Source organism: Nocardia salmonicida (assembly GCF_036142455.1).
Lineage (GTDB): Bacteria > Actinomycetota > Actinomycetes > Mycobacteriales > Mycobacteriaceae > Nocardia > Nocardia salmonicida.
This window is the reverse complement of the sequence record NZ_CP108014.1, coordinates 5,347,577-5,368,862: the sequence shown is the minus strand read 5'-3', so window position 1 is coordinate 5,368,862 and position 21,286 is coordinate 5,347,577. Positions and strand designations below refer to the sequence as shown.

The window sequence follows — 21,286 nt, the reverse complement described above, 5'->3', positions numbered from 1 at the left end:
CGAGCGCGGACTGATCCGGTTCTGCCGATTCGGCTCGCGCGCAGGCTGATTCGGGGCTGCGATTCGATCTCGGTGTCGAGTCAGCGGTGATCGCAGCCGGTCGCTCTTCTGCGTGGCTTCAAGCGCAACGGCGGTAGCGGCGGGGCAGGTATCCGCTCGTCGGGGATGTGGCCGACGACCGTGGGAAAGCGGCTGGTGTCGCGGGCTTCCCACGCCTCGCGGGCATCGACGATTTCGTCATGACTGCGGGCGACGAAGTTCCACCACATCACCAGCTCCTCGGCGAAGGGTTCGCCGCCGATCAGCGCGAAATGCGCACCGTCGGTACTGGACAGCCGCAGTTCGGCGCGGTCGGTACCCAGGTACAACAGCGGTCCAGGGGCGAGGTCGGTGCCGTCGACGGACACCGTGCCCGCGATCACCAGCACCGCGTGCTCGAACGCGCGCTCCAGCGGCAGCCGCACCTCGGCGCCGGGATCGAGCAGGATGTCGGCCCCGACGATCGGCGTGTACGCCTTCGCCGGCGAGGTGACTCCACCCAGCGCGCCGATCAGCACGGTGGCGCGCAGGCCCGGTGCCGCGTAGATCGGCAGTTCACGATGCTGCTCGAAATGTGGATCGACGCCCGTCGCGGTGCCGGGCAACGCGATCCACAGCTGGAGGCCGTTGGCCGACTCGGCGCCGGGCACACCGAACTCCGAGTGCGCGATGCCGCGACCGGAGGTCATCAGGTTCAGCTGACCCGGTTCGATCACCACGTCGGAGCCCACCGAATCGCGATGCCGGATGCGGCCGTCGAGCGGCCAGGTCACCGTCTGCAAGCCGATGTGCGGGTGCGGCAGGATGTCGGGGGAGGCGCCGGCCTCGGTCGCCGACGCCGAACCGAACCGGTCGAGGAAACACCACGCGCCCACGGTCGGCAGATCCCGTTGCGGCAGTGTGCGTTCCACGTACACCCCGCGCACGCCGCCGAGCGGCACCTCCCTGGCCGGGTACGACTCGGTGATCGGACCCGGCTGAGGCGAGGGCTCACACAGCGCCTCGTCCGGGTCGATTTCCAAGTCGCTCATTGCGCGATGCCCTTGCCCACCACATGCGCGTCGTACTCGGGGTGCTTGTCCAGCCAGCCGCGAATGAACGGGCAGTGCGCGGTGACGGTGCGTCCGCGCGCGATCACGTCCTCGACGGCCTGGCGGGCGAGGACCCCGCCGAGCCCTTTGCCCGCGAACGCGTCGTCGATCTCGGTGTGGATGAAGTCGGTGTCGTTGTCGCGCTCGATGTACTCGGTGAAACCGGCGAGTACATCATCGAAGAACACGTCGTAGCGGTTCTTCTCGACATTGCGCACGACACGGCGCTGCGGATCGGCGGTGGCATCGGTCATGGTCGCGATCCTATTCGCGACCGGCCGAGGTGAACGACATATCCGCGTACCGGCTGCCCGCCACCTGCCCGGCGATCGGTTCCAGCGTCGCCAGTTCGTCCGAGGACAGACGCACCGACGCCGCGGCGACGTTATCGGCCAGTCTGGTCCGCTTGCGGGTACCGGGGATCGGCACCACCGACAGGTTGTGCACCCCCGCCTTGGCATGCACCCACGCGAGCGCGGCTTGGGCCTGGGTGATGTCGTGCGCCGCGGCGATCGCGGCCAACGGCGCGAGCAATTCGGCGTTGTGCTGGGCATTGTCGCCGGTGAAGCGAGGCTGGAATCGACGGAAGTCCTTGTCGCTCAGATCCTTCGCCGAGGTGAACGCGCCGGTGAGGAAACCGCGACCCAGCGGCGAGTACGGCACGAACGCCACCCCGAGTTCGGCCGCGGCGGGCACCGCGGTGTGCTCCACGTCGCGCGAGAACAGCGACCACTCCGACTGCAGCGCCGCGATCGGGTGCACCGCGTGCGCGGCGCGCAACTCGTCACCGGTCACCTCGGACAGCCCGAGCGCGCGCACCTTGCCCGCCGCGACGAGTTCGGCCATCGTGGCGACGGTCTTCTCGATCGGCACCGCTGGATCGCGCCGGTGCATGTAGTACAGGTCGATCGTGTCGACGCCGAGCCTGCGCAGGCTGGCATCGACCGACGCGCGGATGTAGGCGGGGGAGTTGTCGAACCCGCGGAAGGACGGGTCGTCGGCCTTGCGCACGATGCCGAATTTCGTGGCGATCAGCAGGTTCTCGCGGTTGGACCGGACGAAATCGGACAGGAATTCCTCGTTGTGGCCGGAGCCGTACACATCGGCGGTGTCGAACAGGGTGACCCCGAGTTCGAGCGCGTGGTCGAGAGTGGCCCGCGATTCGGCCGCGTCGGTGTCGCCGTAGAACTCGCTGATGCCCATGCAGCCGAGGCCCTGGGTGCCGATCAGTGGTCCGTCGGCGCCCAGAGTGGTGGTCGGCAGTGTCGCGGTGGTGCTCATGTGTCGCTTCCTTCGCTCGTGTGCACGGTGATCGTGGCGGGACGCGACACATCGGATCGGCCTTCGTAGACGGCGATCTTGTAGTCGAGAACGGCCACGGTCTGCTGCAGCTCCGCGATCTTGTCGAGCACATCGGATCTGGTCTGCCGGAACATCTCCAGCCGATCGGGGTAGGTCTGTTCACCCGCCCGGACCAGTTCGGCGTAGCGGATCATGTCGGCCACCGGCATGCCGGTGAGCCGCAGCCGCCCGATCAGCGCCAGCCACTCCAGGTCGCGGTCGCTGAACCGGCGGTTGCCGGTGTGATCGCGACCGATGTAGCCCATCAGCCCGATCCGCTCGTACCAGCGCAGCGTGTCGCGGCTCAGGCCCGAGAGTTGCGCCACCTGGCCGATCGAATACCTCGGGCGCCCGTGCTCGTCGTCGCCGCTGTCGTCGCGAAGCGCCGCGTCCTGATCCATCGTGCTCGTCCCTTCCCGTGGAACTTCCTAGAAGCTATCCACCTGGAGTGCGCTCCAAGCAAGACTTAATTCTCACGGGCGGACGAATTCAGCTGTAGTTCGGCAGCTCCTGGATAGCCCATTTGTTGCCGTCGGGGTCGGCGAAGAAGGTGAACCGGCCCCAACCCATGTCCTCGACGGGCGTGGCCGCCACGCCTGCTTCGATCAGCTGTTCATAGGCCTTGTCGGCGCTGGCCACGACCATCTGCATGCCCTCGACGCTGCCCGGCGCCGCACTGGTGAGCCCGCGCCCGATGCAGATCGAACAGCCCGATCCCGGCGGAGTGAGCTGCACGAAACGGATCTCCGGGGTCGGGGTGTGGTCGTGATCGGCGTTGAAGCCGATGCTGGTGTAGAAATCCTTGGCCCGGTCGACATCGGTGACCGGAATGGCAACGAGTTCGATTTTCCAATCCATGTGGTCAAGCATCGTTGCGAGGTCGGACAGAAACAAGATGTGGATCACATGTGGGTGCGTGCGAGCCGGTGTACCGGGGTCCGGCGGAAACGTAGTGTGGATCACATGGCTGGTAAGGACATCGACCGCGTCAGGGCCCGCTCGGCTTGGGAAACGGTCAAGGAGAGCCCGGTGATCACCGCTATCGCGGTGGCGCCGGTGGTACTCGTGCTAGGCGTGGTCTGGGCGCTGACGAACGGATTCGTCGCGTTCGTGCTCCTCGTGCTGCTGGGGGTGGGCATCGTCGTCGGAGGCAAGTTACTCAAGTGAGCCGCGCCGAATGAACTCAGCGCGGGACGTGGAACGTCGTGAGCTCGCCCGTGCCGGGGCCCAGTTGTGCCCATGGCAGGTCGAATTCGAGCACCGCAAGGGCCGAGGTGGGGAATTTACGGCTGAGTTCGGTCGCCTGATCGGATTCACGGTTGCTCGCCAGTTCCCACGCGGTCCACGGGATGCCGGGCACATGGCCGACGATGAGCAGTGTCGAGATCGTGTCGTCGGTGAGCCCGATCAGCTCCATGAGAGCGTGCGGGTTCGCGTCGTAGATGTCGTCGGTGTATTCGACCGGCGCCGTGATGCCGGTGGCGGCCAGCGTCTGTCTGGTGCGCTCAGCCGTCGAGCAGCGCACGGCGTCGATGGGCGGCTGGGCGGCGCGCAGCCAGTCACCGGCCAGGGCTGCTTCGCGTTCGCCACGCGGCGCGAGCGGGCGCGCGTGGTCGTCGACGTTGTCGGGATAGGCCGATTTTCCGTGCCGCATCAGGATCAGGGTCGCCGCCATGAGACCACCGTAATGCCGGGCAGCGGGGAGGTAGCAGTCACACTCGAGGCACACTGAAAGCTGCGTCACCATCGATGGGTTCGTGGTTCACCCGCCACGGGCCCTGATCGGAGGCGTCTCGAGCCACCGACCACACATTTCGAGGATCTGCACCTATGGCCTACGTCATCACGCAGCGTTGTTGCAACGACGCCAGCTGCGTCACCGAATGCCCGGTCGACTGCATCCGCCCGACTCCGGATCAACCGGAGTTCGCCACGGCGGAGATGCTGTACATCGACCCGGACACCTGCATCGACTGCGGTGCCTGCGTCGACGCGTGCCCGGTGGACGCGATCTTCTCCGAGGACGACCTGCTCGCCTCGCTGGCCAGGTATCGCGATATCAACGCCGCCTACTTCCAGCGCCACCCGCTCGAGTCGAACTTCGACCCACTGAGCACCCCGGTCCGCCCGCCCAAGACATTGGGCACGCTGCGCGTCGTGATCGTCGGCGCGGGCCCTGCGGCCTGCTACGCCGCCGACGAACTACTGCGGCGCAGTGATGTCGAGATCGAGATGTTCGACCGACTGCCGACCCCATGGGGGCTGGTGCGCGCGGGCGTGGCCCCCGACCACGCGGGCACCAAGGGCGTCGCCGAGATGTTCGAGTCGGCGTTCCGTCGCGACACGCTGCAGTACTACCTCAATGTCGAGGTCGGCGAGCACATCAGTCACCAGGAACTCCTCGACCACCACCACGCGGTGATCTACGCCGTTGGTGCCTCGAGCGACCGCTCGCTCGACATCCCCGGCGAGGACCTGCCCGGCAGCCACTCGGCCACCGAGTTCGTGGCCTGGTACAACGGTCATCCCGACTTCGCCGACCGCGAGTTCGACCTGTCCGGCGAGCGCGCGGTGATCGTCGGCAACGGCAACGTCGCCCTCGACGTGGCGCGCGTGCTCACCGCCGACCCGGACGAGCTGGCCAAGACCGACATCGCCGACCACACGCTCGACGCCCTGCGTCGCAGCAACATTCGTGAGGTCGTGATCCTCGGTCGGCGCGGTCCGCTGCAGGCCGCCTACTCCTCACCGGAGTTCCTGGCGCTCACCCATCGCAACGGCGTCGATGTGATCATCGACCCCGCCGATATCGAACTCGACCCGCACAGCCGCGCGGTGCTCGACGATCCGAACATCGAACCCTCGTTGCGCCTGAAGTACGAACTCGCGCAGGAGTATTCGACGGCGCAGCCGGACCTGTCGAACAAGCGGATCGTCTTCCGCTATCTCGCCACGCCGACCGCCGTGCACGGCACCGACGCGGTCACCGCGATCGAGTTCGCGCACAACGAGTTGACCGAGGAGAACGGGCAATTGGTGGCCACCGCCACCGACCGCACCGAGACCATCGAGACCGGCCTGGTGCTGCGTGCGATCGGCTACCGCGGCGAACCCATCGCCGGCCTGCCCTTCGACGAGCGCCGCGGCACCGTGCCCAGTGAGTACGGCCGCGTCATCGACGCCGCAGAGCCCGTCCCCGGCGTCTACGTCTCCGGCTGGATCAAGCGCGGCCCGCGCGGAGTGATCGGCTCCAACCGGGTCGACGCGGAGGAAACCGTCGAAGCGGTGATCGCCGACTTCATCGCGGGCAAACTCACCACGCCGACCGGCGATCGGGCCGCTCTGCGCGCACTGCTCGCACAGCGCCAGCCCGATCTGGTCGACCGCAAGGGCTGGAAGACCATCGACCAGGCCGAGAAGACCGCGGGCAAGGCGGCAGGCAGGCCACGGGTCAAGTTCACCACCCGCGCCGACCTGCTCAAGGCAGCAAAGGGCTAGACGTAGAGCCGGCACGGGGCCCGCAGCGCCGGGTTCCCGTGTCGGCTGCCATAGAAATGGCCGAAGGCCGGTTCTCGGCGCGCCTCCGCCGATGGACTGACCGAAGGGCGCGACGAAGGAGCGCCCGTAGGGAGGGAAGAGGTGGAGTCAAGCGCCGAGAACACGCGGCGCCAGCCGCCGAATTACGGCAGGGGCATGATTCGGACGACGGTGGTGGTGACGCCGCCGACCACGAACCACAGGCGCAGCACCATCTGCCCGGTCCGGTCACCCGGTTCGTGGCGGGCGCGCACCGTGATGTGCTCGCGGGCCAGCACCGGCGCCACGTACTCGATCACGGCGCGGTGCGGTCCGGCGACCAGCTTCGGGAAGTCGACGAGGAACTGTTCGACGGCCTGCCAGTAGCAAGCGTTGTTGACGTGGTTGTACTGGTCGATATCGGTCGCCCGCACCGGGAACGGTAGGTCGTTGTCGGACTCACGCGGCGCCGGATCGGTGAGGTACGGCCGCCAGCGTAGGCGGTGCTCGTCGGTGGATCGGGCCAGGTAGGCGAGGCCGTCGTCGCTGATCCGGGCGGGCAGATTGCTCGATTCGCTGAGGTTGATCCAGAAACCCTCGGTCTCGATCAGTCCGCCGCGCTCGCTGGTGATGCGCGTGCGCATATTCGTCCACCGCGTGGACATCGACGAACACCAGCGCTCGAGGTGCACGTGATCGGGCCACACGATCGGGCGGACCACGTCGATGACGGTGCGGCGCACGATCCAGGTGGGATCGGTGAGATGCAGAGCCGTCTGATTCAGCTCGTCCCAGGCGATGTCGGACAGATAGCGCGCCACGGCATCCAGGCGCAGTCGTTGATAAGGATCCACGTCGCCGGCCCGGACGGGCCACGCCGTGGCGAAACCCGTGCCCTCCTCGGGAAGCGGGGCCAGTGGCTGATCGAGTGACACGTGTGCTCCTTGCACGACACACCAGTGCGTCGCGACTTCTTGCGTAGTTCTGTAGACGACTTTACGGGTCGCAGATCACACCCTCACGCCGAGTCGGGACTAGGGGTACCAGGTGTCGGTCACCACGGGGGTAGCGGCGCGGTTGTCCTACATGACAGACCTATCCGCGCCCAGGTAGCCTGCTGTAATGGCCGGCGGAGCAATGGCGGGCTCGATGTTCGGGCGCTATGAAATTCGCAGACTTCTGGGAGTCGGCGGCATGGGGGAGGTCTACGAGGCCTACGACACCTCCAAGAATCGTGTTGTCGCGCTCAAGATGCTCAATCGCGAACTCGCCACCGATCCCACCTTCGTGCAGCGCTTCCGCCGCGAATCGCACGCGATGGCGAGCGTGCAGGAACCGCACGTCATCCCGGTGCACGACTGGGGTGAGGTCGACGGTGTCCTCTACATCGACATGCGCCTGGTCAAGGGCGTCGATCTCAAGGAGCGGCTGCAGCAGTACGGCAGGCTCACGCCCGTCGAGGCGGTGCAGGTGGTCGAGCAGATCGCGTTCGCGCTCGACGCCGCGCACGAGATCGGCCTGGTCCACCGCGATGTGAAACCGGGCAATATCCTGCTCACCGGCAACCTGTTCGCCTACCTGGTCGACTTCGGCATCGCCCACTCCGCCACCGACCCGCAGCTCACCAGCGCGGGCAGCGCGGTCGGCTCGATGGCCTACATGGCGCCGGAGCGGTTCGAGAGTGTGCCGATGTCACCGTCGGTGGACACCTACGCGCTCACCTGTGTGCTCTACGAATGCCTGGTCGGCCGGGTGCCGTACCCGGTGAACAGCCTCGCGGGCGCGATCGGCTCACATCAGATGGCGCCCGCGCCGCGCCCCAGCGCCGCCGACTCCACGCTGGCTACCTTCGACCCGGTCGTCGAGCGGGGCATGGCCAAGCGCCCCGACCAGCGTTACGCCACCCCCGTCGAGCTGGCCCGCGCGGCCAGGGCCGCGTTGATCCAGGCCGAACGCTCCACTCCCGCAACGGTATCCGGCCCCCGAATCGAGATCACCGGCCCGCAGACGCCGCCGAACCGGTCCGACGACCTTCCTTCCCCGCCGACAACCCGTGGCTCGGCGGTTGTCCCGGCCGACTCGCAACCCCCACCGACTCGGGACTCCGCGGCCTTCTCGCGCGACGCGCACTCGCCCCCGACCCGGGCTTCCGGGGCGTTGTCGCCCGACTCTCGTTCACCCGCTACCCGGGATTCCGCTGCGCTGTCGCGTGATTCGCAGTCGCCCCCGACGATCCGCGGCTCGGTCGCCCATCCCGGCGAACCGCATGCGACGCGCCGCGTGACCGGCCCACAATCCGCCGGACCGCAGCCGACGCGCCGCGTGACCGGACCCCAACCCGCCGGCGCGTATCGGGCAGCGGGGCACGAGCCCACCGTCCTGCGCGCGTCACCCAGCGTGGGCGGGCCCGGTCAGGGAAGTGGTTATACCCATCCGTCGGCGCCGATACCGATTCCTCCGCAGCGTAATTCGGCGACTCCGATCCTGGCCGGTGCGCTGGGTTCGCTGATCGTGTTGGCGGCGGTCGGTATCGGGGTGTGGTTCATGATGAACGCCGACGACCGCCGCAACGTGGCCGTCCCGCCGCCGCCCGCGTCCGGTGTCGTCGATCCCACCGTGATCGAGACCGGCAGCCAGACGGGCTACACCACAGCGCCGGCCACGACTACCGTCCCTCCACTGCAATCGAGTGTCTCCGGCGCCGACGGCCAGGGCTTCCTCACCGCGGGCCCTCGGTGCAATGACAACGACGCCGCGATGTCCATCGCCCGCACCACCAGATCGCGCGTCGTCATCTGCCACACCGGCGACCAGCGGTACTACTACAAGGGCCTACGAGCCAGCGACGGAGCCGGGATCGAACTCGACGATCCGGTACCGAACGGTGATGGCGCGTACACCGTGACCAACCCGACCGACGGCACCCAGTACCAGCTCAACGCATCCGGTCTGACGATCATCAAGGCCGGTTCGGTGCTCGCCAGCGAGCCGGTGATCGAGTTCGCCCATCGTTGATCCCGTCTCCGGGTTATGTTCGCAGGTGAATGTCATAGAGAGAGGTGTCGAAAAAATGCGCGCAGCCCAGGTCGGCAAGTTGGATGGACCGTCGGCGATCGAGATCGTCGATCTGCCCGAGCCGGTGGCCTATCCGGGCGGCGTGCTGATCGACGTGCACGCCGCGGGCATCGCCTTCCCCGATGTGCTGATGACGCGCGGTCTCTACCAGATGAAGCCGGGCCTGCCCTTCGTCGTCGGCGGCGAGGTGGCCGGTGTGGTGCGCGAGGCGCCGGAGGGTTCGTCGCTGCGCCCCGGTGACCGGGTCGCGGCGCTGACCATGCTCGGCAACGGTGTCGCCGAGGTGGCCGTGTCCCCCGAGCATGCCGTGTTCGTGCTGCCCGACAACGTCTCCCTCGAAGCGGGCGCGGGCGTGCTGTTCAACGACCTCACCGTCCATTTCTGCCTGACCAAGCGCGGCAGGCTGGCCGAGGGTGAGACGGTCCTGGTGCACGGCGCGGCAGGCGGCATCGGCACCTCCACACTGCGCATGGCCAAGGCGCTCGGCGCGGGCCGGGTGATCGCCGTGGTCAGCACCGACGAGAAAGCCCAAGTGGCCAAGGCCAATGGCGCCACCGATGTGGTGCTCACCGACGGCTGGCTCGCCGCGGTGAAGGACCTGACCGAAGGCCGCGGCGTCGATATCGTTCTCGACCCGGTCGGCGGCGACCGCTTCACCGACAGCGTTCGTTCCCTGGCGGGCGGCGGCCGACTGCTGGTCGTCGGCTTCACGGCGGGCGAGATCCCGACGGTGAAGGTGAACCGCCTGCTGCTCAAGAACGTCGAGGTCATCGGCGCGGCCTGGGGCGAATGGGTGATGTCGCACCCCACCTACCTCGCCGAACAGTGGGCCGAGATCGCGCCGCTGCTGGCCTCCGGTGCGATCTCCGCTCCCGATCCGGTGCTCTACCCGCTCGACAAGACCGCCGAAGCCGTTGCGGCACTGGACAACCGGACCGCCACCGGCAAGGTGGTCGTGCAGCTGCGCTGACCGCGCCGACTGTCACGGGTCGGCGGTAATGTCGGCGGATCATCGCGGGTCGACGAAGGAAGCCGAATGCAGCTGTCGAACAGAACGCTCAACCGGACGTTGCTGGCCCGCCAGCATCTACTGGAGCGCTCGACGCTGACCACCGATCAGATGTGCGAGCACCTGGTCGGCTTGCAGGCCCAGGACGTACCGCCGCCGTTCATCGGCTTGTGGAGTCGGATAGCCGATTTCGATCCGGCGACGGTATCGAAGGGCCTCGATGACCGGTCGCTCGTGCGGATCACTCTGATGCGCGGCACGATTCATCTCGTCACTCCGACGGATGCGTTGCGGATCGCGCCGCACATTCAGCCCGAGCTCGAGAAAGCCCCGTTCCGTCAGGGTTTCAACTACGGCGCGATGGTCGGGCTCGACCCTGACGAGGTGCGCGCGCACGGGGAGGCGGCGCTCGGTGACGAGCCGAAGTCGGCGGCCGACCTGCGCGCCGAAGCCGCCCGCCGCTACCCCGACCGCGACGCCGGTGCGGTTCTGCAGACGTGGCTGTACCAACTCCCCGTCCTGCAGACACCCCCGCGCGGCCGCTGGGGTGACAACAGTCGCCCGGTCTGGTCGCGAGTTCAGCCCTGGCTGGGCGCACCACTCGACCCGACCTACCCGGTGTCGGAGTTGATCCTGCGCTATCTGCGGGCGTTCGGCCCGGCGAGCACGATGGACATGCAGGCATGGTCACGCCTACCCGCCATGAAGAAGGCCGTCGCCGAACTCGGCGACCGGGTGCGCACCTACACCGACGCCCGCGGCCGCACCCTCTACGACGCGGCCGACCTCGAACTCGCCGATCCCGACCTGCCCGCCCCGGTCCGGTTGCTCGGCTGGTACGACAACGCGCTGCTGTCGCATCAAGACCGCGCGCGGATCACCGGCGACGACAACCCGCCGACCTTGCGCGCGTTCGCCACCAATGTCTCGCCGATCCTGATCGACGGTTTCGCGGCCGGGGTGTACAAGATCTTCGTCAAGTCCGGGACCGCTCGCCTGCGGATCAGTCCGGCCCGTCCGTGGACGAAAACCGAAGCGGCGCAGGTGGGAGCGGAAGCGGGGGCGTTGCTCGCCTTTCTGGAAGCCGAATCCGAACCTGTCGTCGAGATCCTCGAGCCCGGCGCCGACCTTCGCCTGTGACATCGCTTTAACGTCGGGGCAACAACCGCTTCCTAGGGTCGTCCCCACGACGTTCATGGCTGCAACGGACGACGTGCGGCGCTGAATCCGGCGCGCTAACCAGCCGCATCCCGAAAGAGGTGCGCGCGTGGAATCTGTCGCGTCCGTCGTCATCACCGACGTCACCGTCTACACCACGCAGGGCTGGACGCCCGGCGAAGTCGTGGTCCACGACGGTGTTGTCATCGCTCTCCGCGCCGGGCCCGAACACGCGGCCCTGCCCCGTTTCGACGGCGGTGGCGGCTACCTGCTCCCCGGCTTCGTCAACACGCACACGCACCTGCAGCAGGCGGTCCTGCGGGGAGTCGGCGAGGGCCTGCCGCTGCTGGAATGGCTGCGCTGCGTCGGCGAACACACCGTGGCCGCCACCCCGGAACAGACCTACCTCTCGGCGCTGGCGGGTGGTCTGGAATTACTGCGCAGCGGCGTCACCACGGTCGTCGAACACATGTGGCCCAGCCCGTCCGACGAGGTTCATCAGGCGATGATCCGCGCGCTGCGGGAACTCGGCATCCGCGTGGTCCTCGGGCGTGGCATCGCCGACCGCGCCGACATCACCCGCAAATGGGGCCTCGACCCGCGCCTGATGCAACCACTCGGCGAGGCCCTGGCCCACGTCGACGAACTCGACAAGCAACTGGTCGGCACCCGCATCGCCACCGCGCTCGCCGTGCCCAACCCGCGCTGCCTCACCCCCGACGGCATGGCGGCCACGCGCGAGTACGCGCAGGCCACCGGCAAAACGGTGTCGATACATGTTCTCGAGACCACCACCGACGACGATATGTGCCGATTGCATGCAGGCGTCTCGGCCGTCGACTACCTCGACGCGAGCGGTTTCCTCTGGGACCGCACCCTCGCCGTGCACTGCGTCAACCTCGATGACCACGGCCGCAAGGTCTTCGCCGAGCGCGGCGTCGCCGTGTCCTACAACCCGGTCTCGAACATGCGGCTCGGCAGCGGCGTCGCCCCGGTTCCGCAGATGCTGGCCGCGGGCATCGATGTCACCCTCGGGGTCGACGGCGCCGCGAGCAACGACACCCAGGACATGTTGCTGGCCCTGCGTATCGGCGCGTATCTGCAGCGTGCGGCCCACAAGAAGGCCGACCTGCTCGGTTTCGACCAGATGGTGCGGATGGCGACCGGCGCCGCGGGCCGCGTACTCGGCCGCCCGTCGCACACCGGCATCGCGATCGGCGACCGCGCCGACCTCACGCTCGTGCGCTTCGACCGCGACTTCGCCTGCCTGCCGGTGCTCGACCCCGGCGCCACCCTGCTCACCGCCGCGTCGCCTCGCGTGATCGACACCGTGTGGGTCGACGGCGAGGCCGTGATCCGCGACGGCGCCAGCACCCGCGTCGATCATCGGGACCTCGCGCGTCGTCTGATCCACATGCGATGACTGTTAATGAGTCCGAAACGAACAACACATTGCATGTAATCCAGTTCGTTCACACTGAATCCACCCACAAGTTGCACGCAACACCGATATACCGCAGGAGAAGGTGATCACGGTGACGCTCTACGACACGGTGAACGACGCCGACGCGAGGACGCTGCTGTCCGGCATGGAGGTTTCCTTCGCCGACGTGAGCAAGCGCTTCGGCGGCGACGAGGGCACGCTCGCCCTGACCGACATCGACCTCGACATCCGCGGAGGCGAATTCGTGGCGGTGGTCGGCCCGTCCGGCTGCGGCAAGTCCACGCTGCTGCGCCTGGCCGCCGGGCTCGAGCCGGTGAGCTCGGGAGCCGTTGCGGTGCGCACGAATTCGATCGGCTTCATCTTCCAGGAAGCCACGCTGCTGCCGTGGCGCAAGGTGCGCCGCAATGTCGAACTCTCGGCCGAACTGGCCGGTGTCGACCGCAAGACGCGCCGCGAACGGGTCGAGCGGGCGATCGAAGCCGTCGGCCTCGCGGACTTCGCGAACAAGCTGCCCAGCCAGCTCTCCGGTGGCATGCGCATGCGCGTCTCGCTGGCCAGGGCGCTGACGCTGGAACCGCGCCTGATGCTGCTGGACGAACCGTTCGGCGCGCTCGACGAGATGACCAGGCTGAACATGCAGGAAGAGCTGCTGCGCCTCTACCGCGACAACGCCTTCACCGCCCTGTTCATCACCCACTCGGTCTCCGAGGCCGTGTTCCTCGCTTCGCGCGTGGTGGTGATGTCGGCCAGACCGGGCCGCATTCACGAGGTGATCGACGTCGACCTGCCCTACCCGCGGGACCGCGAACTGCGCTTCGAACCCGCCTTCACCGAACTCGTTTCGCGCATCTCGCGCTCGTTGAAAGAGGCTGCCTGATGGTGAGTATCGCGGCCCGTGTCCCTGCCACGGCGAAGGTGCAACTGCCGACTACCCAACTGCGCAGATTCGGCAGTGCCCTGGTGGCGCCGATCGTGTCGATCACCTTGGCGCTGGCCGCCTGGTACGCGGTGTCGATGCTGATCCTCAGCGAGGGCCGCCGCTTCCTGCTGCCCGCGCCGCATGTGGTGTTCAGTGAATCGCTCGCCGACCCGAAGAAGCTCGAGGTGATGCTCGAGGCGCTGGCCGTTACCGCCAGGGTCGCGATCACCGGCCTGCTGATCTCGGCGGTGCTCGGGGTGGCCATCGCGGTGCTGATGAGCCAGGCCAGGCCGATCGAGAACGTCGTCTACCCGTACGCGGTGGTCTTGCAGGCGATTCCGGTGCTCGCCGTGGTCCCGCTGATCGGCTTGTGGCTCGGCTACGGCTTCGCCGCCCGCACCACCGTGTGCGTGCTCATCGCGATCCACCCGATCATCGCGATGACCCTGTTCGGCATCAAATCCGTCGACGGCAATCTTCAGGAACTGTTCACCCTCGGCCGAGCGGGCCGACTGCGCCGCCTCTGGTCGCTGCAACTGCCCGCCGCTCTGCCCTCGACGCTGACCGGATTACGCACCGCGGCGGGTCTTTCGGTCACCGGCGCCATCATCGGCGACATGTTCTTCGCCCAGGGCAAACCCGGCATCGGCACCCTGCTCGACACCTACCGCGCCCGCCTGCAATCCGAGGACCTGATCGGTGCGCTGCTGCTGGCCGCCCTGTTCGGCGTGCTCGTGTTCACCGTGTTCACGGTCATCCAGAAGGTCAGCGTCGGCCGCTGGCACAACTCCGCCCAATAGCTCGTAAGGACAACCATGAAGACACTTCCGCTGCGCCGCATAGGTTTCGCCGCGCTGGCCGTGCTGCTGGCCGGTACCGCGTCCGCCTGTTCCGACGACACCACCGACGCACCCGCCGTCGCGCTCGAACCCGCACCGGCCGAACAACAACTCGCCGGTGCCTGCCCCGCCACCGTGGTCGTCCAACTCCAGTGGGCACCCGAAACCGACTCCGGCCCGATCTTCGGTCTGCTCGGCCCCGGGTACACCGTCGACGCCGACAACAACAAGATCACCGGCCCGCTCGTGGCCGACGGCAAGGACACCGGCGTGAAGCTGGAGATCCGCGCGGGCGGCCCGGCCATCGGCTTCCAGACCGTGCCGTCGCAGATGTATGTCGACCAGAGCATCACCCTCGGTCTCGCCCATTCCGAGCACGCCATCGCCGCCGCCGGTCAGCAGCCGATCGTCGCCGTCACCACCCTGCTGCGCAACAGCCCGCAGATGCTGATGTGGGACCCGAAGACCAATCCCGACTGGAAGGGCATCGCCGATATCGGCAGGTCAGGCAAGCCGGTCGTGGTGTCCAAGGGTCAGCTCTACCCGGACTGGCTCGTCGCCCGCGGACTGGTGAACAAGGATCAGATCGACGCCTCCTACGACAATTCGCCCTCGCGCTTCGTCACCGATCCGTCCTTCGCCCAACAGGGCTTCGCCAACGCCGAACCCTTCACCTACGAGCACGAAGTGCGGGCCTGGAACAAGCCGGTGGGCTACCAGCTGCTCAAGGACGTCGGCTACGAGGGCTATGCCCGCACCGTGAACGTGCGCGCCGACAAGCTCGCCGAGCTGCGCCCGTGCCTGCGGAAGCTGGTGCCGATGATCCAGCAGGCCACCGCGTCGTTCAAAGCGGATCCCGGTCACGTCAACGATGTCGTCGTCGACGTGGTCGAACAGAACCCCAAGCTCAGCCCCTACAGCGCCGAACTGGCCGAATTCGGTTCCAAGGCCCTCATCGACGGCGGCCTGATCGGCAACGACACCGACGGCGTGCTCGGCAGTTTCGACGAGGCCCGCGTGCAGCGCATCATCGACGAATTCGGACCCATCCTGCGAGCCGGCGGCGCGAACGTGCCCACCGGCCTGACCGCGAAGGACCTGGTCACCAAGGAATTCCTCGACCCCGCCATTTCCGTCACCGGCTAAGGAGACACCCCATGACCACCAGCTACGACCTGTCCGAAGTCTCGCGCGAGAAGCAGATGGGCGGTCTCGGCAAGGAGACCACCGACCGCGAGATCCGCGTCATCGACCTCGCCGACTTCGAGAACCGTCGCGCCGAGATCACCGAGGAACTGTGGGCCGCCGCCACCGAGATCGGCTTCTTCCAGCTCTCCGGCCACGGCATCCCGCAGGACCTGATCGACGACATGTTCGGCGCCACGGCCGATTTCTTCGCCCTTCCCGAAGAGGTCAAGGGTCAGTACCCCTTGGTCAAGAAGAACAACGCGGGCTGGGAGAGCCTGAGTCAGGTGCGCCCGTCCATCGGCGTGCCCGATCAGAAGGAGTCCTACCAGATCACTCGTCCGCATATGGACGAGCTGTGGCCCAGTGAGACCGAACTGGCCGGATTCCGTTCCCGTGTGCTCGATTTCGAGCGCCGGGCCTGGGAAGTGGCGATGCGGGTGCTGTCGTGCTTCGCCGACCGCCTCGGCCTCGAACGTGAACACTTCACCACCGCACACGATCCCGGCTCCGAGAACTACCAGAGCGCCCTGCGGTTGCTGCACTACTTCGCCGTCCCCGAGGAACTACGCGGCGTCCCCGGGCGCTGGCGGGCCGGCGCCCATACCGACTTCGACTGCCTCACACTGCTTTTCCAGCGTGACGGTCAGGGTGGGTTGCAGGTGTGCCCCGGCAAGGAGATGGCGGAACAGGAGTGGACCTCCATCACCCCGTCGTCGAGCCTGATCACCTGCAATATCGGCGACATGCTCACGCGCTGGAGCGACGACCTGCTGCCGTCGAACTTCCACCGCGTACGCAGCCCCGGCGAGGGCGAGTACCAGGGCGAGCGCTACAGCATCGCCTACTTCGCCCAGGCCGACCGCGACGCCGTCATCCAGGGGCCCGCGGGCAAGTATCCGCCCGTCACCGCGGCGGACTTCCTGACTCAGCGGGTGCAGGCGAACTACCGGCCCCAGGGATAATTGCCGCAATCAACGGAAAGGGCACTGCGATGACCGAAGCCTCGCTGCTCGGCCAGTCCGTCCATCGGCAGATCAGGCAGATGGTCCTCGCCGGCGAGCTGACCCCGGGCCAATCGCTCAGCGTGCCGGCGCTGGCGACCGAACTCGGGGTCAGCCGCAGCCCTGTTCGCGAAGCGGTGCAGCAGTTGATCTACGAGGGTCTCGCCGTGAGCGCGCCGCACGCGGGCGCGAAGGTGGCCGCCGTCGACGACGACCGCATCCGCGACGTGCTCGCGGTCCGCGCCGCCCTCGACGGCCTCGCCGCCGCCGCGGCCGCCACCCGCCTCACCGAGGCCGACCTCGACAAGCTCACCGGCATCATCAGTGCCCAGCAAGCGCACCTCGACGATCCGACCGACCCCGCGCGCGACGCCCAGCTCGACCTGGAATTCCACACCTTCATCCGCGACGCCTCCGGCAACGCGTGCGTCGTCGACGAACTGGCCCGCCTGGAAGCCCAGGCCCACCTCTATCGCGGCGACCTGTGGTGCTCGGCCCGCAACCGTCGCGTCGCCTTGCGCGAACACCGCCGCATCGTCGAAGCCCTCGAGTCCGGTCACCCCGAGTCCGCCCGCGCCGCCGCGGAGGCACACGTGCAGGGGCTACTGACCCGCCTCGCCAGGCAATAACAGCTCCGGCAGGAAACCTCAGCGTTGATCCCGGTACGCGGGCGCCTTCGCGGTGCCCGCCGGGGTCAGTGTGTGCAGCAGCGGCATCGTGCGGTGCGCGACCACCGTCGACAGCACGACCACACTGTGCGACCGCACCACCGAACCCGTCCGATCGATGCTCAACAACACCGCTTGCAATCCCGCGTGTGAATCGGCCCCGATCCGGCACAGCACATCGCCGGAGCCCGTCGTCGCGTACGCCTCGACCACCCCCGGAATCGCGGTGAGCTCCGAACTCACCTGGTCGAGCGCCCCCTGCGCGATCTCCAAGGTCACGAACGCCTGCACATCGAAACCCGCTGCGGTGACATCGATCTGCGGATCGTAGGACGCGATCACCCCGGATTCCTCCATCCGGTTGATCCGCGCCTGCACCGTCGCCCGCGCGACCTTCGTTCGCCGCGACAGCTCGAGAATTCCGGCCCGCTGGAATTCGTGCATCGCGGTGAGGATCGCCAGATCGAGCTCATCCAATTTCGCGGGCGTGCGCATGCGAAGACCTCCCTGTCCGGTAGCTATTCAAATTGTCCACCATTTGCGCGTATTCGGTGGCTTCTCGAGCCAGCCTGTTCAGGCAAATATGGAGTAGTTGCCCACCTGTGGCGTGACGCGATTTCCTAGGTCATGACCATTGAGCAGCAGCTCGTCGGGCTGATCGAGCACGACGACAGTGTCGATCCGTTTCCGGTGATCGGGTGGGACGCCCTCGTCTGGGTTGTCGGCAACGCGACCCAGAGCGCCCACTTCCTGCAGTCCGCGTTCGGCATGCGACTGGAGGCGTACTCGGGCCCCGAGACCGGCAATCGCGACCACAAGTCGTTCGTGCTGCGCAGTGGGGGAGCGCGGTTCGTGATCACCGGCGCGGTCGACCCCGACAGCCCCCTCGTCGCCCACCACGACCGCCACGGCGACGGCATCGTCGACATCGCGCTCGAGGTCGCCGATGTGGACCGCTGCATCGCCAGGGCCCGCGAACACGGCGCGACGATCCTCACCGAACCTCACGACGAGACCGACGAATTCGGCACCGTCCGCTCCGGCGCGCTGGCCACCTACGGCGACACCAGACACACCCTCGTCGACCGCTCCGGCTACGTCGGCCCCTATCTCCCCGGCTATATCGCCCGCACCTCCACCCGCGCGCCGGGCAAGCGCGTGTTCCAGGCGATCGACCACGTAGTGGGCAATGTCGAGCTGGGCATGATGGACCGCTGGGTCGACTTCTACCGCGACGTCATGGGATTCACGAACATGGCCGAGTTCGTCGGCGACGACATCGCCACCGAGTACTCCGCGCTGATGAGCAAGGTCGTCGCCAACGGCAACCACCGCGTGAAGTTCCCCCTCAACGAACCTGCCTTGGGCCGCAAGCGTTCTCAGATCGACGAGTACCTCGAGTTCTATCGCGGCCCCGGCGTACAACACATCGCGCTGGCCACCGGCGACATCCTCGACACCGTCGATGCCCTACGAGCCGAGGGCGTCGAGTTCCTCGCCACCCCCGACGCCTATTACGAGGACCCGGAATTGCGCGCCCGCATCGGGGCCGTGCGCGTACCGGTCGACGAACTCCAGCGCCGCGGCATCCTGGTCGACCGCGACGAGGACGGCTACCTCCTGCAGATCTTCACCCGTCCCCTCACCGATCGCCCCACCGTCTTCTTCGAACTCATCGAGCGACACGGCTCACTCGGTTTCGGAAAGGGCAACTTCAAGGCCCTTTTTCAGGCCATCGAACGAGAACAAGAGGCTCGCGGCAACCTGTGACCGGGTCCGCGGACCTACTACAGTTCATGCCATGCGGATCCCCTCGGCGATCATCACCGGCATGACCTTGGTCGTCATGCTGACGTCGTGCGGATCGGGGGGCGACTCCGATACGCCGACAGGGCCCAACCGACCACCACCGAAGGTCGCCTCACTCGGCCCCTTCGTGGGCGAATGCGGCCATGTCACCGACGACGAAGTGCGCAGCCTCGCGGGCCTCGGCCAGATCGCTCGGGTCTACAAGAACGCGACCGGCTGCAACTGGCAATCTGCCGGATTGTCCTCGCCCAGCGTCACTTTCGCCTCGTACCGGGGCAGTCCGATCGAACGTGAGAAGGCGTGGGTGTCCAACGTGGGCCGTGCACCGGAGACCATCGACGTGGGCGGACATCCCGGCTTCATGGCGCTCGACCCGCAGAGCGGCACTGTCTGTGACCTCGCCGTGCAACTCGACGACGACTTCTTCGAGTGGTCGATGTCCACCGGCCTGTTCGCCACCGGCGGCAATCCGTGCGATCGCACCAGGAAACTGGCCGAGCTGACCGTGGGACGGCTGCGGTGAGCGCCGGCAGGGTCGCCGCCGCGGCGCTGATGCTCACCCTCGCGTTGGCAGGCTGCGGCCAGAAGATCGAGGGCAGTGCCCAGCCGCTGGGAAAGGGCGGCGGCGGTGAGTCGATCAACACCGACTTCGACAAGCTGCTGCGCGAGTGCGAGGTGGTGGCCGCGGACAAGATCGGCGAGATCATCGGCAACGCCAAGAGCGTGAGCGCCTCGTTCAGTGGCGCCGTCTGCATGTGGGACATCGAGGACGCACCCGGCGGGGGAGCCATGGCCAGCCTCAACTGGTACGAGATGGGTACGCTGAACAACGAGAAGGCCACCAACGACAAGTTGGGCTACCTCTCCGGCGACATCACCGTGCAGGGCCGCAGGGCGCTGCAGGTGCGCCGACCGGGCGACAACGACTCGTGCGGCGTCACCGCACCGGCGGCCGATGTCGGCGTCGTCGGCTGGTGGATCAACTACCGGCCCGGCTCGGCTCACCCCGATCCGTGCGCGGGCGCCCAGAAATTGGTCGAGCTCACCTTGGATCTCGCCCGGTAGAAGGCTTGACGCGGCCCCCCGCTTTGACCCCCCATCAGGCACGCGGGTATCGTAGATCCCTGTGCCCGGATTGCTACGGGCAAGTTCGTGTGTGAACGTAGGCCAGCGAAAGCGGCCGATACGTTCCAGCGTGCCTTGAAAAGGGCACTGAGCGCCACGGCGACACGCCCGACCACGGGTTAACGGAAACGTGGTCTGACGTGCGAGTGAAAGCTCGATGAACTGCAAGACACTGCACACCAAGCGAATTACCAATAAGGAAAGCCGGTCTATGCCAACCATCAACCAGCTGGTCCGCAAGGGTCGCCGCGACAAGGTCACCAAGACCAAGACTGCGGCCCTGAAGGGGAGCCCGCAGCGTCGTGGCGTGTGCACTCGCGTGTACACCACCACCCCCAAGAAGCCGAACTCCGCGCTCCGTAAGGTCGCGCGTGTTCGCCTGACCAGCGCGATCGAGGTCACGGCGTACATCCCCGGTGAAGGCCACAACCTGCAGGAGCACTCGATGGTGCTCGTCCGCGGCGGTCGTGTGAAGGACCTTCCCGGTGTCCGTTACAAGATCATCCGTGGCTCGCTCGACACCCAGGGCGTGAAGAACCGCAAGCAGGCGCGCAGCCGCTACGGCGCCAAGAAGGAGAAGAGCTGATATGCCACGCAAGGGCCCCGCACCCAAGCGTCCGCTGATCAACGACCCGGTCTACGGGTCCCCGCTGGTCACTCAGCTGGTCAACAAGATCCTCATGGACGGCAAGAAGTCCACCGCCGAGCGCATCGTCTACGGCGCACTCGAGCAGGCGCGTGAGAAGACCGGCACCGATCCGGTCGTCACCCTCAAGCGCGCGCTGGACAACGTCAAGCCCGCCCTCGAGGTGAAGCCCCGTCGTGTCGGTGGCGCCACCTACCAGGTGCCGGTCGAGGTCCGTCCGGGCCGCGCCAACACCCTCGCGCTGCGCTGGCTGGTCAGCTACTCCCGCGCCCGTCGCGAGAAGACCATGGTCGAGCGTCTCGCCAACGAGCTCCTCGATGCCAGCAACGGTCTCGGTGCCGCCGTGAAGCGTCGCGAGGACACCCACAAGATGGCCGAGTCGAACCGGGCCTTCGCGCACTACCGCTGGTGATTGCCC

The 21,286-nt window shown here is 67.3% G+C and carries 24 protein-coding genes; 16 read left to right on the top strand and 8 right to left on the bottom strand.

The features are described from left to right. Nucleotides 1-80 precede the first annotated feature (80 nt). From OHS03_RS25030 to OHS03_RS25010, 5 genes are all read right to left on the bottom strand, one after another. Nucleotides 81-1,070, bottom strand: coding sequence for a pirin family protein (locus OHS03_RS25030; RefSeq protein ID WP_328657478.1), 990 nt, complete (start codon nt 1,068-1,070; stop codon nt 81-83). Further along, a complete protein-coding gene (locus OHS03_RS25025) occupies nt 1,067-1,384 on the bottom strand; it encodes a GNAT family N-acetyltransferase (RefSeq protein ID WP_328657476.1) in 318 nt (105 codons plus the stop codon). The genes OHS03_RS25030 and OHS03_RS25025 overlap by 4 nt, the downstream gene beginning before the upstream one ends. 10 nt (nt 1,385-1,394) lie before the next feature. Next, nucleotides 1,395-2,411, bottom strand: coding sequence for an aldo/keto reductase (locus tag OHS03_RS25020; protein WP_328657474.1), 1,017 nt, complete (start codon nt 2,409-2,411; stop codon nt 1,395-1,397). Then, a complete protein-coding gene (locus tag OHS03_RS25015) occupies nt 2,408-2,872 on the bottom strand; it encodes a MerR family transcriptional regulator (RefSeq protein ID WP_328657472.1) in 465 nt (154 codons plus the stop codon). The genes OHS03_RS25020 and OHS03_RS25015 overlap by 4 nt, the downstream gene beginning before the upstream one ends. An 88-nt stretch (nt 2,873-2,960) precedes the next feature. Further along, nucleotides 2,961-3,329, bottom strand: a complete 369-nt coding sequence (locus OHS03_RS25010) for a VOC family protein (RefSeq protein WP_328657470.1) — start codon at nt 3,327-3,329, stop codon at nt 2,961-2,963. Nucleotides 3,330-3,434: 105 nt separating this feature from the next. Here OHS03_RS25010 and OHS03_RS25005 point away from each other — a divergent pair, with 105 nt between their 5' ends. Then, entirely contained in the window at nt 3,435-3,638 is a 204-nt protein-coding gene (locus OHS03_RS25005) for a hypothetical protein (RefSeq protein WP_056816178.1), read from the top strand. 16 nt (nt 3,639-3,654) lie between these two features. Here OHS03_RS25005 and OHS03_RS25000 read toward each other — a convergent pair whose 3' ends face one another. Continuing rightward, nucleotides 3,655-4,146, bottom strand: coding sequence for a SixA phosphatase family protein (locus tag OHS03_RS25000; protein ID WP_056814265.1), 492 nt, complete (start codon nt 4,144-4,146; stop codon nt 3,655-3,657). Nucleotides 4,147-4,301: 155 nt separating this feature from the next. Between OHS03_RS25000 and OHS03_RS24995 the strand changes: the two genes are divergently transcribed. Then, nucleotides 4,302-5,969 (top strand): FAD-dependent oxidoreductase, encoded by a 1,668-nt coding sequence (locus OHS03_RS24995; RefSeq protein ID WP_328657469.1) that lies wholly within the window; start codon nt 4,302-4,304, stop codon nt 5,967-5,969. 182 nt (nt 5,970-6,151) lie between these two features. Here OHS03_RS24995 and OHS03_RS24990 read toward each other — a convergent pair whose 3' ends face one another. Beyond that, complete coding sequence (locus tag OHS03_RS24990) at nt 6,152-6,922, bottom strand: acyl-[acyl-carrier-protein] thioesterase (protein ID WP_056814260.1); 771 nt, start codon at nt 6,920-6,922, stop codon at nt 6,152-6,154. A gap of 187 nt (nt 6,923-7,109) precedes the next feature. Between OHS03_RS24990 and OHS03_RS24985 the strand changes: the two genes are divergently transcribed. From OHS03_RS24985 to OHS03_RS24945, 9 genes are all read left to right on the top strand, one after another. Next, nucleotides 7,110-9,002: a serine/threonine-protein kinase gene (locus OHS03_RS24985; protein WP_328657468.1), complete on the top strand. Its 1,893-nt coding sequence runs from the start codon at nt 7,110-7,112 to the stop codon at nt 9,000-9,002. Nucleotides 9,003-9,057: 55 nt separating this feature from the next. Next, a complete protein-coding gene (locus OHS03_RS24980) occupies nt 9,058-10,032 on the top strand; it encodes an NADPH:quinone oxidoreductase family protein (RefSeq protein WP_056814252.1) in 975 nt (324 codons plus the stop codon). Nucleotides 10,033-10,098: 66 nt separating this feature from the next. Next, complete coding sequence (locus tag OHS03_RS24975; RefSeq protein WP_328657466.1) at nt 10,099-11,211, top strand: winged helix DNA-binding domain-containing protein; 1,113 nt, start codon at nt 10,099-10,101, stop codon at nt 11,209-11,211. Between the two features lie 127 nt (nt 11,212-11,338). Then, nucleotides 11,339-12,652: an amidohydrolase family protein gene (locus OHS03_RS24970; RefSeq protein WP_328657464.1), complete on the top strand. Its 1,314-nt coding sequence runs from the start codon at nt 11,339-11,341 to the stop codon at nt 12,650-12,652. A 112-nt stretch (nt 12,653-12,764) separates the two neighbouring features. Beyond that, entirely contained in the window at nt 12,765-13,550 is a 786-nt protein-coding gene (locus OHS03_RS24965) for an ABC transporter ATP-binding protein (RefSeq protein ID WP_328657463.1), read from the top strand. Continuing rightward, nucleotides 13,550-14,392, top strand: coding sequence for an ABC transporter permease (locus tag OHS03_RS24960; protein ID WP_056814245.1), 843 nt, complete (start codon nt 13,550-13,552; stop codon nt 14,390-14,392). The genes OHS03_RS24965 and OHS03_RS24960 overlap by 1 nt, the downstream gene beginning before the upstream one ends. A 15-nt stretch (nt 14,393-14,407) precedes the next feature. Further along, entirely contained in the window at nt 14,408-15,577 is a 1,170-nt protein-coding gene (locus OHS03_RS24955) for an ABC transporter substrate-binding protein (RefSeq protein WP_328657460.1), read from the top strand. A gap of 11 nt (nt 15,578-15,588) precedes the next feature. Further along, nucleotides 15,589-16,581, top strand: coding sequence for an isopenicillin N synthase family dioxygenase (locus OHS03_RS24950; RefSeq protein ID WP_328657458.1), 993 nt, complete (start codon nt 15,589-15,591; stop codon nt 16,579-16,581). A 29-nt stretch (nt 16,582-16,610) separates the two neighbouring features. After that, nucleotides 16,611-17,249: a GntR family transcriptional regulator gene (locus tag OHS03_RS24945; protein ID WP_328657457.1), complete on the top strand. Its 639-nt coding sequence runs from the start codon at nt 16,611-16,613 to the stop codon at nt 17,247-17,249. An 18-nt stretch (nt 17,250-17,267) separates the two neighbouring features. Here the strand turns inward: OHS03_RS24945 and OHS03_RS24940 are convergent, their stop codons facing one another. Continuing rightward, nucleotides 17,268-17,783, bottom strand: a complete 516-nt coding sequence (locus tag OHS03_RS24940) for an Lrp/AsnC family transcriptional regulator (RefSeq protein ID WP_194826803.1) — start codon at nt 17,781-17,783, stop codon at nt 17,268-17,270. A 132-nt stretch (nt 17,784-17,915) separates the two neighbouring features. Here OHS03_RS24940 and hppD point away from each other — a divergent pair, with 132 nt between their 5' ends. From hppD to rpsG, 5 genes are all read left to right on the top strand, one after another. Further along, nucleotides 17,916-19,058 (top strand): 4-hydroxyphenylpyruvate dioxygenase, encoded by a 1,143-nt coding sequence (hppD, locus tag OHS03_RS24935; RefSeq protein WP_328657455.1) that lies wholly within the window; start codon nt 17,916-17,918, stop codon nt 19,056-19,058. Nucleotides 19,059-19,089: 31 nt separating this feature from the next. Then, complete coding sequence (locus OHS03_RS24930; protein ID WP_328657452.1) at nt 19,090-19,620, top strand: DUF3558 domain-containing protein; 531 nt, start codon at nt 19,090-19,092, stop codon at nt 19,618-19,620. Continuing rightward, complete coding sequence (locus tag OHS03_RS24925) at nt 19,617-20,162, top strand: DUF3558 domain-containing protein (RefSeq protein ID WP_328657450.1); 546 nt, start codon at nt 19,617-19,619, stop codon at nt 20,160-20,162. Before OHS03_RS24930 ends, OHS03_RS24925 begins: the two co-directional genes overlap by 4 nt. A gap of 271 nt (nt 20,163-20,433) precedes the next feature. Further along, on the top strand, nt 20,434-20,808 hold the full coding sequence (gene rpsL, locus OHS03_RS24920; RefSeq protein ID WP_056814220.1) for a 30S ribosomal protein S12: 375 nt from the start codon (nt 20,434-20,436) through the stop codon (nt 20,806-20,808). Between the two features lies 1 nt (nt 20,809). Then, nucleotides 20,810-21,280, top strand: coding sequence for a 30S ribosomal protein S7 (gene rpsG / locus OHS03_RS24915; protein WP_056814216.1), 471 nt, complete (start codon nt 20,810-20,812; stop codon nt 21,278-21,280). Nucleotides 21,281-21,286 lie beyond the last annotated feature (6 nt).